At 52.9% G+C, this 16,121-nt stretch carries 3 protein-coding genes; 1 reads left to right on the top strand and 2 read right to left on the bottom strand.

Annotated elements, in window-relative coordinates; all coding sequences use genetic code 11:
- Positions 1-90: 90 nt before the first annotated feature.
- On the bottom strand, positions 91-12,483 hold the full coding sequence (locus tag SIC18_RS09940) for a VCBS domain-containing protein (RefSeq protein ID WP_413429504.1): 12,393 nt from the start codon (positions 12,481-12,483) through the stop codon (positions 91-93).
- A gap of 782 nt (positions 12,484-13,265) precedes the next feature.
- Between SIC18_RS09940 and SIC18_RS09935 the strand changes: the two genes are divergently transcribed.
- Positions 13,266-14,543 (top strand): cytochrome P450, encoded by a 1,278-nt coding sequence (locus SIC18_RS09935; protein ID WP_048346569.1) that lies wholly within the window; start codon positions 13,266-13,268, stop codon positions 14,541-14,543.
- A 286-nt stretch (positions 14,544-14,829) separates the two neighbouring features.
- Here the strand turns inward: SIC18_RS09935 and SIC18_RS09930 are convergent, their stop codons facing one another.
- A complete protein-coding gene (locus SIC18_RS09930) occupies positions 14,830-15,858 on the bottom strand; it encodes a CobW family GTP-binding protein (RefSeq protein WP_413429503.1) in 1,029 nt (342 codons plus the stop codon).
- Positions 15,859-16,121: the final 263 nt, after the last annotated feature.

Genomic DNA, 16,121 nt, shown 5'->3' with positions numbered 1-16,121 from the left:
GCCTCCACCATTATCCAATCTGTGTTGTCAAGCTGGTGCATGGTAAGCACCCCCTAACAACAACACCAGATAAACTGTGCACGATTTGAGTTAAACAAAATCTGTAAAATTTTGCGGTAGGTTCAACAAGTTGTCGCCGCCTCCTCCGAAGAATTCCTCTTCGTCATCGATGCCAATAAGTGCATCATTGCCAATGTCGCCGACCATAATCGGTTCTAAGGGAGTCGAATCATCAGGATCGGTGCTGTCATCATCATTCGCCCCCCTAATTGTGATTGAGATCTCTTGATCAACGAACGCACCAAATTCATCGGTGGCTCGAACGCTGAACAGTTCAACGACCTCCTCGTCTTGCTGCAGAGCTTGGGTGGCAGCACTTTCGTTATCAAGCGTGAAGGTCCAATCACCAAATCCAAATTCATCAAGCTCGAACGTTCCGTAAGTCTCAGACGGTGTACCTAGGATGGACCAGGTCTGAGTTGCACCGTCAACATCCTCCGCTATTAAAAATCCCAAGGCACTGGATATGCCTGGCATTTGTTCGCCAAAATCATCAACACCAGCTTCTGTGACCTCTCCACTAAGGGTCGAGTTATCAACATTGACGACAGGTCCATCGTTACTTCCATTGAAAAAAAACTCGATCTCTTGATCAACGAATGCACCAAATTCATCGGTCGCTCGAACAGTAACGGTTTCAACTGCGAAATCGTCTTGCCACAGGGCTTGCGTCGCTTCACTTTCATTATCAAGCGTGAATTTCCAATCTCCATTATTTTCAAGCTCGAATGTTCCGTAGCTCTCAACTGTGTTATCTAGGATGGACCAGGTCTGAGTTGCACCGTCAACATCATCCGCTAATAAAGCACCTGATGCACTTGATATACCTGGCGTTTCATTTCCTTGATCATCAACACCATCTTCTGTGACCTCACCAGTGAGATCCGATCCCCCCGGATTGATAACAGGAGCGTCGTTACTGCCGCTAACGGTGATGGTGGCGGTGGCGGGATCACTGGTGGCGTTGCCGGCACCGCTGTCATCAGTCGCCGTATAGGTGAAGGTGACATCACGGGTTTCGCCCTCTGCTAGGTCCTGGAAATCACTGCCTGGATCAAAACTGAACGTGCCGTCGTTGTTATTGACGATGGAGCCTTCAGCAGGCTCGCCGGTGATGTTGAGACCCTCGAGTTGATACATCCGCACCTGGCCGGATGAGCTGCCATTGCCGTCGTTGAAGCGTGCACCGATGGCCACGACACTGCCGTCGGCGGACAGAGACACGGACCAACCGGACTCATCAAGCGCCGCTTCTCCATCGATGTCGGCTCCAATCTGCGTCCAGCTGTCGTTGACGTTCTGATACAGCCGGACATGCCCGGAGTTGCCGCCATTGCCATCGTTTTTGTTGGCCCCGATGGCGACGACGTTGCCGTCGGCGGACAGGGAAACGGACCAACCGGAGTAGTCATTCGCCTTTTCTCCATCGATATCCTCTCCGATCTGCGTCCAGCTGCCTCCCGTATTGCGATAAAGCCTCACCTGCCCGGATGAGGCGTTATTGCCGTCGTTGTTGGGTGCCCCGATGGCTACGACGCTGCCGTCAGCGGACAGGGCCAGGGAAGTGCCGGACTCATCACCCGCCGCTTCTCCATCGATATCGTCGCCAATCTGCGTCCAGCTGTCGTTCTCGAGTTGATAGAGGCGTACCTGGCCGGAGTTGTTGCCATTGTCGTCGTTGAAGGGGGCGCCAATGGCCACCACGCTGCCGTCGGCCGACAGGGACACGGAAGTGCCGGACTCATCACCCGCCGCTGCTTCATCGATGTCATCGCCAAGCTGCGTCCAGCTGTCGTTCTCGAGTTGATAAAGGCGCACCTGGCCGGAACGGCTGGACCGCCATCGTGCCCCGATGGCCACCACGTTGCCGTTTTCCGACAGGGACACGGAAAAACCGGACTGTTCAGACGGAACTTCTCCATCGATGTCTTCTCCAATCTGCGTCCAGCTATCGCCTGTATTGCGATAGAGCCGGACGTGGCCGGAGGCGTTACCAACAGGGTCGTTCAAGGGTGCCCCGATGGCGACGATGCTGCCATCGCCCGACAGGGCCACGGACGTGCCGGACTGATCACCCGCGGCTTCTGCATCGATGTCATCTCCGATCTGCGCCCAGCTGTCTCCGGTATTGCGATAGAGCCGCACCTGGCCAGAGGAGCTGCCATTGCCGTCGTTGAAGGGTGCCCCGATGGCCACGACGTTGCCGTCGCCCGACAGGGAGACGGAATAGCCGGACCGATCAGCCGCCGCTTCTCCATCGATATCGTCGCCAATCTGCGTCCAGCTGCCGATCGCAAAGGTGTGGCTGTCTGTGCTGTCGGCGTCGGTTTCAGTGAAGTTGCCAATAACAGTGGGGCCATCTTCTGTGGCGTTGATGGCGACAGCAGCTGCCACCGGTTGGTCATTGGTGCCCGTAACGGTGACGGTCACGTCCTGGCTGGCGTTACCACCGTTGCCATCAGCGACAGTGATCGTGAAGGTTTCGCTAATCGTCTGTCCAGCGGCGAGGTAATCGACAGCGGAATCGGCGACGGAGTAGGTCCAGCTGACGGCACCAGTGCCATCAGCGGTGGTGTTATCACTGACGGTGGCAGTCAGGCTGCCGAGAGTGGTGGACGTTTCAGCCGTCTCGGTGGACGTGGTTGTCGATGCAGTGACGGAGACGCTCTGGACATCGCTCAGATCGACATCAGCGATAGCGAAGGAGCCGGAATCGGTGAGTGCAGCGCTGCCTTCATTGACATCAAGTTCAGCGAGTTCAGTGACAGCACCTGTGACATCGATGGCCTCGGTGACGGTTGGAGCATCGTTGCTGCCAGTGATCGTCACCGTGATTGTTTGATCGGCAGAAGCGCCGAACTCATCAGTGACGCGTGCACTAAAGGTTTCGCTGACCTGCTCTCCTTCTTTCAGGGCTTGGGTTGCAGCACTGGCGTTATCAAGCGTGAAGCTCCATGCACCAAATTCATCTAGGGAGAATGTGCCGTAGGCCGCTGATGGTGTGCCTTGGATGGACCAGGTTTGCGTGGCATCAGCATCCAGATCGGTTGCCAACAGTTGGCCGCTCACAACAGAGGTGCCAGCAATCACGCTGCCGTCATCTGTTGTGCCGGCTTCTATGACATCGCCACTGAGATCCGAGGCAACAGTATTGATGACAGGGCCATCGTTGCTGCCCGTGATTGTCACCGTGATCGTTTGATCGGCATAAGCACCGAACTCATCAATCACGCGTGCACTAAAGGTTTCGCTGACCTGCTCGCCTTCTTTCAGGGCTTGGGTTGCAGCACTGGCGTTATCAAGCGTGAAGCTCCATGCACCGAATTCATCAAGCGCAAATGTGCCGTAGGCACTGGATGGCTCCTCCATCGTGGTGATGGTGCCCCAGCTGCCATCAGCATTGAGCTTGGCAACAAAGACATCAACGCCACCCGTAGAGGTGAGGGTGGTCTCACCAAAGCTGGCGCTGCCCTCGAATCGACCAGTGATCAATGAGGAGCCATCCGCTAAGGCCGTGATGCCAAAGCCGTAATCGCTTGCCTGGCCTCCGGCTTGCGTGGCCCAGGCGTAGCTGCCATCGGCATTGAGCTTGGCAATGAACACATCATTGCTACCCGCAGCGGTGAGACTGATGTCACCAAAACTGGCGTTTCCAAAGAATCGACCAGTAATCAGGGAGGAGCCATCGGCCAACGCCGTGATGCCAAAGCCTTGATCAAAGGAAGACCCACCCGCTTGGGTAGCCCAGGTGTAGCTGCCATCGGCATTGAGCTTGGTAATAAACACATCAGTGCCACCCGCAGCGGTGAGACTGATGTCACCAAAACTGGCGCTGTCTTGGAACTGACCCGTAATCAGCGAGGAGCCATCCGCCAACGCCGTAATGCCAAAGCCGATATCGGTTGACGTGCCTCCAGCTTGCGTGGCCCATAGGAACTGACCCTGATCATCAAGCTTGGCAATGAAGACATCATTGCTGCTGTTGGCAGAAAAGTTGAGAGTGATGTCACCAAAGCTGGCGCTGCCTCCTGAACTGCCTGTAATCCAGCCTGTAATCAGGGAGGAGCCATCCGCCAGCGCCGCAATGCTGGTGCCTCTGTCGCCTGACCCTGCCGCGCCTCCGGCTTGGGTAGCCCATAGGAACTGACCTTGAGCATCAAGCTTGGCAACAAAAACATCAGTATCAGTGCCACCGGCAGAGGTGAGGGTTGTGTCACCAAAAGTGGCGCTGCCCCCGAAGGCCCCCGTGATCAGCGAGGAACCATCCGCTAAGGCCGTGATGCCAAAGCCTTGATCAAAGGAAGACCCACCCGCTTGGGTGGCCCAGGCGTAGCTGCCATCAGCATTGAGCTTGGCAATAAAGACATCAGGAATGCTGCTGTCACCGCTATTCCCGTCGTAAGTGAGCGTGGTATCACCAAAACTGGCGCTGCCAGTAAATCGCCCAATGATCAGGGAGGAGCCATCTGCCAGCGCCGTAATGCTGGTGCCTTCATCTACTCCCGTTGTTGAGGATCCACCGGCTTGCGTGGCCCAGGCATAGCTGCCATCAGCATTGAGCTTGGCAACAAAGACATCACGATCAAATTGGCCAGACGTTGTGAGGATGGTGTCACCAAAACTGGCGCTGCCACTGAATCGCCCCGTAATCAGCGAGGAGCCATCCGCCAACGCCGTAATGCTCCGCCCTTCATCGTCTGAAGTTCCACCAGCTTGAGTTGCCCAACCGCTGCTTGTGGATGATGTGCCTTGGATGGACCAGGTTTGCGTGGCATCAGCATCCAGATCGGTTGCCAACAGTTGGCCGCTAACAACAGAGGTGCCTGCGATGACGGTGCCGTCATCTGTTGTGCCGGCTTCTAAAACATCGCCACTGAGATCCGAGGCAACAGTATTGATGACAGGGCCATCGTTGCTGCCAGTGATTGTCACCGTGATCGTTTGATCGGCAGAAGCGCCGAACTCATCAATCACGCGTGCATTAAAGGTTTCGCTGACCTGCTCGCCTTCTTTCAGGGCTTGCGTTGCAGCACTGGCGTTATCAAGCGTGAAGCTCCATTCACCGAATTCATCAAGCGCAAATGTGCCGTAGGCACTGGATGGCTCCTCCATCGTGGTGATGGTGCCCCAGCTGCCATCAGCATTGAGCTTGGCAACAAAGACATCAACGCCACCCGTAGAGGTGAGGGTGGTCTCACCAAAGCTGGCGCTGCCCTCGAATCGACCAGTGATCAATGAGGAGCCATCCGCTAAGGCCGTGATGCCAAAGCCGTAATCGCTTGCCTGGCCTCCGGCTTGCGTGGCCCAGGCGTAGCTGCCATCGGCATTGAGCTTGGCAATAAAGACGTCAAAGCTACCCGCAGAGGTGAGGGTGGTCTCACCAAAGCTGGCGCTGCCACTGAATCGACCAGTAATCAGCGAGGAGCCATCGGCCAGCGCCGTAATGCTGGTGCCGTAATCGCCTGAAGTACCTCCGGCTTGAGTCGCCCAGGCGTAGCTGCCATCGGCATTCAGTTTGGCAATGAACACATCATTGCTACCCGTAGAGGTGAGGGTGGTGTCTCCAAAATTGGCGCTGCCTTGGAAATAACCCGTAATCAGCGAGGAGCCATCCGCTAAGGCCGTGATGCTCCGCCCTTCATCGTTGGAAGTACCTCCGGCTTGCGTGGCCCAGGCGTAGCTGCCATCGGCATTCAGCTTGGCGATAAATACATCAGCGCTACCCGTAGAGGTGAGGGTGGTGTCACCAAAGCTGGCGCTGCCAAAGAATCGACCTGTGATCAGGGAGGAGCGATCCGTCAATCCCGTGATGCTCTCGGCAACAGCCAAGTCAAAGTCTGTGGAAGACCCACCCGCTCGGGTGGCCCAGGCGTAGCTGCCATCGGCATTGAGCTTGGCAACAAAGACATCATTGCTACCAGCAGAGGTGAGGGTGGTGACACCAAAACTGGCGCTGCCCAGGAAATATCCCGTAATCAGGGAAGAGCCATCCGCCAATGCCGTGATGCTTCTTACGTTATTAGAAAAAGCTCCACCGGCTTGGCTGACCCAGGCGTAGCTGCCATCGGCATTCAGCTTGGCAATAAAGACATCAGCGCTACCCGTAGAGGTGAGGGTGGTGTCACCAAAACTGGCGCTGCCTTGGAAATAACCAGTAATCAGGGAGGAGCCATCCGCCAAAGCCGTGATGCCAAAGCCTTCATCGTTGGAGGTACCTCCGGCTTGAGTCGCCCAGGCGTAGTTGCCATCGGCATTGAGCTTGGCAACAAAGACATCATTGTTACCCGCAGAAGTGAGGGTGGTGTCACCAAAACTGGCGCTGCCTTGAAAAGAACCAGTAATCAGCGAGGAGCCATCCGCCAACGCCGTGATGCTCCGCCCTTCATCGTTGGCCGTTCCACCAGCTTGGGTCACCCAACCGCTACTTGTGGATGGTGTGCCTTGGATGGACCAGGTTTGCGTGGCATCAGCATCCAGATCGGTTGCCAACAGTTGGCCGCTCACAACAGAGGTACCAGCAATGACGGTGCCGTCATCTTCTGTGCCGGCTTCTAAAACATCGCCACTGAGATCCGAGGCAACAGTATTGATGACAGGGCCATCGTTGCTGCCCGTGATTGTCACCGTGATCGTTTGATCGGCATAAGCACCGAACTCATCAATCACGCGTGCACTAAAGGTTTCGCTGACCTGCTCGCCTTCTTTCAGGGCTTGGGTTGCAGCACTGGCGTTATCAAGCGTGAAGCTCCATGCACCGAATTCATCAAGCGCAAATGTGCCGTAGGCCGCTGATGGTGTGCCTTGGATGGACCAGGTTTGCGTGGCATCAGCATCCAGATCGGTTGCCAACAGTTGGCCGCTAACAACAGAGGTGCCTGCGATGACGGTGCCGTCATCTGTTGTGCCGGCTTCTAAAACATCGCCACTGAGATCCGAGGCAACAGTATTGATGACAGGGCCATCGTTGCTGCCAGTGATTGTCACCGTGATCGTTTGATCGGCAGAAGCGCCGAACTCGTCAGTGACGCGTGCACTAAAGGTTTCGCTGACCTGCTCGCCTTCTTTCAGGGCTTGCGTTGCAGCACTGGCGTTATCAAGCGTGAAGCTCCATGCACCGAATTCATCAAGCGCAAATGTGCCGTAGGCCGCTGATGGTGTGCCTTGGATGGACCAGGTTTGCGTGGCATCAGCATCCAGATCGGTTGCCAACAGTTGGCCGCTAACAACAGAGGTGCCTGCGATGACGGTGCCGTCATCTGTTGTGCCGGCTTCTAAAACATCGCCACTGAGATCCGAGGCAACAGTATTGATGACAGGAGCATCGTTGCTGCCAGTGATCGTCACCGTGATCGTTTGATCGGCAGAAGCACCGAACTCATCAGTGACGCGTGCGCTAAAGGTTTCGCTGACCTGCTCACCTTCTTTCAGGGCTTGCGTTGCAGCACTGGCGTTATCAAGCGTGAAGCTCCATGCACCGAATTCATCTAAGGAGAATGTGCCGTAAGCACTGGATGGCTCCTCCATCGTGGTGATGGTGCCCCAGCTGCCATCAGCATTGAGCTTGGCAATAAAGACGTCCTCGCCACCCGCAGAGGTGAGGGTGGTGTCACCAAAACTGGCGCTGCCTTGGAAATAACCAGTAATCAGCGAGGAGCCATCCGCCAGCGCCGTGATGCTGTAGCCGTAATCGAATCCAGTACCTCCAGCTTGCGTGGCCCAGGCGTAGCTGCCATCGGCATTCAGCTTGGCGATAAAGACATCACCGAGACCCGCAGAAGTGAGAGTGTTGTCACCAAAACTGGCATTGCCAAAGAATCGACCAGTGATCAATGAGGAGCCGTCCGCTAAGGCCGTAATGCTCTGGCCGAAATCGGTTGACGTGCCTCCGGCTTGCGTCGCCCAGGCATAGCTGCCATCAGCATTGAGCTTGGCAATGAAGGCATCAAAACCCGAAGCGGTGAGGGTGGTCTCACCAAAACTGGCGCTGCCAGTGAACCACCCCGTAATCAGCGAGGCACCATCCGCTAAGGCCGTGATGCCAAAGCCTTCATCGTTGGAGGTACCTCCGGCTTGCGTGGCCCAGGCGTAGCTGCCATCGGCATTCAGCTTGGCAACAAAGACATCATTGCCACCTGCAGTGGTGAGAGTGGTCTCACCAAAACTGGCGCTGCCAGCGAATCGACCCGTGATTAGAGAGGAGCCATCCGCCAGCGCCGTGATGCTGGTGCCGATATCTGTTGAAATGCCTCCGGCTTGCGTGGCCCAGGCGTAGCTGCCATCAGCATTGAGCTTGGCAATGAAGGCATCAAAACCCGAAGCGGTGAGGGTGGTCTCACCAAAACTGGCGCTGCCAGCGAATCGACCCGTGATTAGAGAGGAGCCATCCGCTAAGGCCGTGATGCTGTTGCCGTAATCGAATCCAGTACCTCCAGCTTGCGTGGCCCAGGCGTAGCTGCCATCGGCATTCAGCTTGGCAACAAAGACATCATTGCCACCTGCAGTGGTGAGAGTGGTCTCACCAAAACTGGCGCTGCCTTGGAAATAACCAGTAATCAGCGAGGAGCCATCCGCCAGCGCCGTGATGCTGGTGCCGATATCTGTTGAAATGCCTCCGGCTTGCGTGGCCCAGGCGTAGCTGCCATCAGCATTGAGCTTGGCAACAAAGACATCATTGTTACCCGCAGAAGTGAGGGTGGTCTCACCAAAACTGGCGCTGCCCTCGAATCGACCAGTAATCAGCGATGAGCCATCCGCTAAGGCCGTGATGCTGTTGCCGTAATCGAATCCAGTACCTCCAGCTTGCGTGGCCCAACCGCTACTTGTGGATGATGTGCCTTGGATCGACCAGGTTTGCGTGGCATCAGCATCCAGATCGGTTGCCAACAGTTGGCCGCTAACAACAGAGGTGCCAGCAATCACGCTGCCGTCATCTGTTGTGCCGGCTTCTAAAACATCGCCACTGAGATCCGAGGCAACAGTATTGATGACAGGGCCATCGTTGCTGCCAGTGATTGTCACCGTGATCGTTTGATCGGCATAAGCGCCGAACTCATCAATCACGCGTGCATTAAAGGTTTCGCTGACCTGCTCGCCTTCTTTCAGGGCTTGCGTTGCAGCACTGGCGTTATCAAGCGTGAAGCCCCATGCACCGAATTCATCTAGGGAGAATGTGCCGTAGGCCGCTGATGGTGTGCCTTGGATGGACCAGGTTTGCGTGGCATCAGCATCCAGATCGGTTGCCAACAGTTGGCCGCTCACAACAGAGGTACCAGCAATGACGGTGCCGTCATCTTCTGTGCCGGCTTCTAAAACATCGCCACTGAGATCCGAGGCAACAGTATTGATGACAGGGCCATCGTTGCTGCCAGTGATTGTCACCGTGATCGTTTGATCGGCATAAGCACCGAACTCATCAATCACGCGTGCACTAAAGGTTTCGCTGACCTGCTCGCCTTCTTTCAGGGCTTGCGTTGCAGCACTGGCGTTATCAAGCGTGAAGCTCCATGCACCGAATTCATCAAGCGCAAATGTGCCGTAGGCCGCTGATGGTGTGCCTTGGATGGACCAGGTTTGCGTGGCATCAGCATCCAGATCGGTTGCCAACAGTTGGCCGCTAACAACAGAGGTGCCTGCGATGACGGTGCCGTCATCTGTTGTGCCGGCTTCTAAAACATCGCCACTGAGATCCGAGGCAACAGTATTGATGACAGGGCCATCGTTGCTGCCAGTGATTGTCACCGTGATCGTTTGATCGGCAGAAGCGCCGAACTCGTCAGTGACGCGTGCACTAAAGGTTTCGCTGACCTGCTCGCCTTCTTTCAGGGCTTGCGTTGCAGCACTGGCGTTATCAAGCGTGAAGCTCCATGCACCGAATTCATCAAGCGCAAATGTGCCGTAGGCCGCTGATGGTGTGCCTTGAATTGACCAAGTCTGAGTGGCACCGTCAACATCATCCGCTAATAACGCACCTGATGCACTTGAAATGCCTGGCGTTTCATTTCCTTGATCATCAACACCGTCTTCTGTGACCTCTCCACTGAGAGCCGATCCCTCCTCATTGACGACAGGGCCATCATTCGCACCCCTGATCTTTAACGTGATCTCTTGATCAACAAATGCACCAAATTCATCGGTCGCTCGAACCGTAAAGCTTTCAAATACCTCTTCGTCTTGCTGCAGCGCTTGCGTCGCAGCACTTGCGTTATTGAGCGTGAATTTCCAATCACCATTGCTTTCAAGCTCGAACGTTCCGTAAGTCGTAGACGGTGTGCCTTGGATGGACCAAATCTCGGTACCAACATCATCCAAAACTACAGAACCTAATGCAGTTGAGTTGCCTGGAGTTTCATTCCCTTGATCATCAACACCGTCTTCTGTGACCTCTCCACTGAGGGTCGATCCCTCCACATTGACGACAGGGCCATCGTTACTGCCGCTGATGGTGATAGTGATTGTTTCTGAAACAGTTTCACCATTAACAACTCCTTCTGCATTGAAAACATCCAAGACAGTTTCACCATCGGTCAGCGACTGGGCCGCTTCACTGTCAAGGGAATAAGACCATTGCCCTGCTTCATCAAGGGAAAATGATCCATAAAGTCCCTGGCTATTGATTTGCGCTGAAAAACTTCCTTCTACATCGCTTGGCTTTAGACTTCCTCCTATTGACTCTGTCTCGTCTTCATTGATAAAGCCCGTATCTTCCGCTTCATAACCCAATACAATGGGATCATTGATTTGATTGATATTGATGCTGTTGTCGCCAAATTGATTGTCCGTCAGATACAAATTAATTGTTTGAAGGATTCCATTGTCTCCATAAACCAATTCGGCACCATCGCCTATGAAATTGCCTTGCTCATCCTTCTTGCGTGTGAAGTCATACCAGCCCGCTTGAGTAATGGCTTCACCATTGAGGTCCAGAAGAACGTCTCCTAAGCCGGCTTGCTGATAGTCATCAAGGACAGACTGTGAAACAAACTTTCTAAGTGAATTAACCGTATTGCGATTCAGGGTCGCATCTGTGAGATTGATTTCTACAACAACCTGAGTTCCATCCCTAGCGGGGTTTGCATCCTCTAAGTCTGAAGACGCTTCATCTGGGTTGATCGTCAGAGCAATCGGTGTCGCCTGGATGTACAGCGCTCCATTCTCTTCAGCATTTGGAGGTGCTGCTGGATCGATCAACTCTCCATTTTCATCCTGAAATTGCTCATCATTGAGAGACAAACCCTCAATATCGAGAAGATTGCCTTCACTCGAACTGATCTCAACATTATCCGCAATATTTTCGATGCCCCCATTCGTAATGTCGTTGATATCAGTATTCGCAAAAACAATAACAATGCTCTCTTCACCTTCAGATTGTAATTCCACAACCAGATCACTGCCTGTTTGCTCAAAACTTGAGGCAGCTGCAATTAACTCGCCAATGCCATCTTTACCGACAAACTCTTTAAAGCTATTGCCTTCGATACCTATGAAATAATTTGCATTGTTGTCAATAATGACTGTATCTGCATCGAGATCAAAGCCATAAATGATATTGATTTTTTTCGGGTTGTTGCCACCATCCTGCTCACTATTGATGCGAATTGTGCTAGCAGCGTTTCCTAAAATAAACACTGCATCGTCAAAACCAGAGGAAAGAACATCGCCGCTGTCACCTTCTATTTTGATGCTGCCTGCATTGGCCGTAAAATCTGCAGCATCAAAGTCAAATTCACTGGCCAGCTGTGAGGCCAGTTGTTCATTGAAGTTCTCATAAACGAGCATCACATCGTTGGTTTTATAATTCCCCCATTTGTCAACAGTTTCTCCTGATCCATCTCCGTCATCGAGGTTAATGACGAGATGATTGCCTACGATCTCGACATAGCTTCCCTCGATCTGCTGCTGCTTTAATTCCCTACGGAACTGGCCCTTAACCTTGCCGTTCTTTTCCCTTGTTTGCTGTACTATCTCAACTGGGCTGATGGTAAGGTCTTCACCAATGCCTTCCTTAATACCGTCCTTTCGGTTGATGTGTAAAAGCAGATCGGCAATATCTCTTGCTGTTTGAAAGTAGGCCTGATCCCCATCACTGGATTGAGCCAGATTGTTTCCATCGTCAGTTTGAAAGAAGCCTCCATCGAGGCGGATCCTCAGACGATCCTGATCATGAAAAGAGAAATGGCTAATGACATTAACATGGCGACCTTCATCCCTGTTGTCATTGCGACCATCAAAGATAAAAGTTTCCTTCTTTCCGTCTTCACCAATGTAATGATCGTCCCCATCGCCACCTTTCAAGCGATTGCGCTGATTGGCGGTGATTTCCTGATCACGCGTACTTGTTAGGACATCCCCTGCATCAATGACCCCAGCAGCCTCAAGCTCTTCTAAAAGGATGGAACGATCGATACTATTGACGTTCTCAGGCATTCCTAAGGCGCGAACAAGATATTTCTCAATTGTCTGATAGCTGGATGAATCAAGCCCTGAATTCTTAATTAAATGCCCCTGAATTGATGCTTATAGGCTTCTGAGAGTATTCTGAGATTGTTTTGGCTTTTCGCCTTTTTGGTGAAGGACGCGTGTCGTTGATTCGTTTCGTTTCTTTTTGGCTCTTGAAATTTTGTTATTCCTTGAGTGCATGTCAATTTAAGGCCTTAAGAGGAGGTTTGTTCATGTTGGTTAGTCGCCCTTGCTGGGCATGTAGTCGATCTATTAGTGCAATGATTAACTATCTTGGTGAGATTGTAGCTTTTAAAATTTCTGCAGTCATTGTAGGCTTTATAAAGTCGTTGAAAGCATTTTCGCCTGCCTTCTAGACCCAATTTGCTGTTATGAGGGCCAACTTGAATTTCCAGGGCAATGATTAGTGATGAATGCCAATGTAACTTTTATAATTCAGCGAAGCATGGTATTGATCTTCGTTGACTCGGTAAGGAGTGTCTGGATTGGGTCTATAAGATATGAATGGTATCGGAATATTTTTGCTCTGAATGCTTGTATTTAGACGGTTGATCTCATTCAGATCAAACCAATGTTCTTTGGTCGATACTGTTTGCGGAGCTTGCTTTTGACTTCTTCTGGCTCCATACCTTCATTCAAGAAAGAGCGTAGTGCATCGGTCTTGGATCAGAAACCTTGAAAACGGTGGCCGGAAAAGCTCACCGCAAGGATTGATCGGGCGATAGCTTGCTTGCTGCGCATCGGTGACCATGCCTTCCGCGACTCTTCCCACCGCGACCTTGCCCAATACTGGTGCGGTGACCGGTCTGAGAGAGACCCTCGATTTCTTTAACGATCCAGCGTTTGCACAGCAGCGCTTTGCCATCCATGGCGATGTTTTTGAAACAAAACTGCTTGGTCAACGCATCGTGTTCATTCGCGGTGATCGAGCCATTGCCGATCTACTCAGCCAGGGCGATGTGCTGGAAGGTTGGTGGCCAAAAAGTGTGCGTGAACTGCTCGGGAAACGCTCGCTGGTGAACCGCAGTGGGCCTGGTCACAAGGCCCGTCGCCGGGTGGTTGGGCAACTGTTTTCCAGTGCTGCCCTCATCCGTTACACCCCTTCGATCCAGGGCTTGGTTGATGAACTGATCATTGAGTTGAGAGAAGCGGAAGCTCCTCTCCCTCTTGTTCCCAGGATGCGCCGTTTCGCCTTCGCCGTGATCGCTACCACCGTGTTGGGCCTGGATGGCTCCAGCAGTGATGAGCTTTTCGCTGATTTTGAGATCTGGTCAAAAGCCCTGTTTTCATTCCCAATTGCGTTGCCAGGAACGCCTTTCGCCCGTGCTCTGGCTTCAAGACAGCGCATTCTGTCGCGATTGAAGGGTGTTCTGCGCAGGGATGGTGCCCGATCAGGTGGGCTTGATTTGCTCAGCGGTGGTCTCGATGAAGCAGGCATTCCGCTTGATGATGATGATCTGGTGGAACAGCTCCTGCTCTTACTGTTCGCCGGTTATGAGACAACCGCGTCATCGCTGAGTTGCCTATTCCGTGCCCTGCTGCTTCATCCGGATGCCCAGTCTTGGCTGTTGTCCGAAGTTCTTGAATATCCCAAGAATGTCGACACCTTGCCGCGATCGCCTCGGCTGGATGCCACGGTTTTGGAGGTGATGCGCCTCACTCCTCCTGTAGGAGGCTTCTTCCGTCGCAATCTGCGCTCGATCAAGCTTGCCGATGTGGAGGTTCCCGAGAATCGCGTGATCCAAGTGACACTGAGATCGACACCTCCTGCTGGAATCAATGAACTTGGCGCCTTTCGTCCGCAGCGTCATCTGGATGGGTCGTTCAATCAGACGCTTTTACCTTTTGGAGCTGGTGAACGGGTCTGTCTGGGTAAAGCCCTAGCGGACCTGGAGATCCGTTTGATGGCTGTGGGCCTGCTCCGTAATCTGAGCTTGCAGCTGGTAGCGGACCAGGATCTCTCGCTACAACAGATTCCCAGCCCCACTCCCCGCGGTGGCCTTTTGGTGAGAGCGGAGCGGAGGTGAAGTGCCGCATTTGATCCAGGTCTTGATTGGATTCACCATCTGCAGAATTCGCAACATCAAAGGGGCCATTGGGGACGCCCTCTGTGATTGCGAGGTCTTGGATCTCAACACCTCAGTAGAAAGACGAATTGCTGTTGATGGGTCGGACTAAAAGCACTGTCTTTGTCCAGAGCCGAAGTTCGACCCTTGTGGCTTCAAAGCCGATGAGCACAACACTCGAGGACTAGTTGTAGTCCTAAGCGAAGTCTGTTCTCGTAACAGGTTGCCTTCAGCGATCAACTCGGATTCAGGAGTTGGTGCTGGCCACGCAGTTCTGAAGCTGCTGACGCAAGGAGTCGTGATTGATGTCACGTCCGATCATGACAATCTGATTTTTGCGTTCTCCAGTCCAATCACTGTCATTGATAGAGAAGCGCTTCCCAGTTAAGTGGAACACATGACGGCGTTCACTCTCCTGGAACCAGAGAATTCCTTTCGAACGAAAGATCTCCTTGGGTAACTGGTTATCAAGAAAATTCTGAAACTTGCGTAATGAAAAAGGTCCGTCGCTTTCAAACGACAGGGAGGTGAAACCCTCGATTGCTTGATGGTGCTCGTGGTGATGGCCGTGATCGTGATGGCTGTGGTCGTGATGGTCGTGATCGTGATCGTGATGGCTGTGGTCGTGATGGCTGTGGTCGCTCTGATTGACGATCTTGTCAGACTCAAATAAGCCCACACTCAGTAGCAGAGCCAGGGGCACTTCACCTTGAATGGAGTGCATGATTCGGGCATCAGTCTTAATATCACGCAGCTTCTGTTCCACCTCTTCAAGACGTTCTTTGGAGACGAGATCTGTTTTGTTGAGTAATAAGATGTCGCCGTAAATCACCTGAGCGCGGCCTATCTGCGTGTGGAGTATTTCATCATTGAAATTCTCAGCATCGATTAAAGTAATGATCGAATCGAGACGAGTGGCGTCACGTAACTCTGTGGCCCCGAATGTCATTGCCACCGGGAGAGGGTCCGCGAGTCCGGTGGTTTCGACCACGATGTAATCCATTTGCTCTGGTCTGTTCAGAATTCTCTCCACAGCCTCTTTCAGCTCATCGTTAATTGAGCAGCAGATGCAGCCATTGCTCAATTCCACCATGTCGTCGTTGGTCGAAACGATCAGATCATGATCAATTCCGATTTCGCCAAATTCGTTGACCAGCACTGCAGTTTTCACCCCCACTTGATTGCTGAGAATGTGGTTCAGCAGCGTGGTCTTTCCAGCACCAAGAAACCCACTGAGGATGGTGACTGGCACTTGAGACGCCGTGGAGCTCGTCATTGCGAGAATGATTCTCATTCCATCTTGGCAGGTAGACGGCCAACCTGTTGGTTGTTCGTTACAAGCTTCTCGCTTCAGATGATTCTAATGGCTGAGCGAACGCTAGTCATTATCTTTCTATGGATAGGAATAATCAATCTAGAGAAGCATTTTTAATGTTTCAAGCGGACGGTTAATGTCATGATAGTGAATATCTTTTGCTTGGCTTTAGAGGATTCGTTGTTACTGCTGATGGGATAGGTTGTAATTTTGAAGTCAAGAGA

Source organism: Synechococcus sp. Cu2B8-bc1011, assembly GCF_047302735.1.
GTDB lineage: Bacteria > Cyanobacteriota > Cyanobacteriia > PCC-6307 > Cyanobiaceae > Synechococcus_C.
Note: the sequence above shows the minus strand (reverse complement) of the source record. Positions and strands in the feature narration are given on the sequence as shown.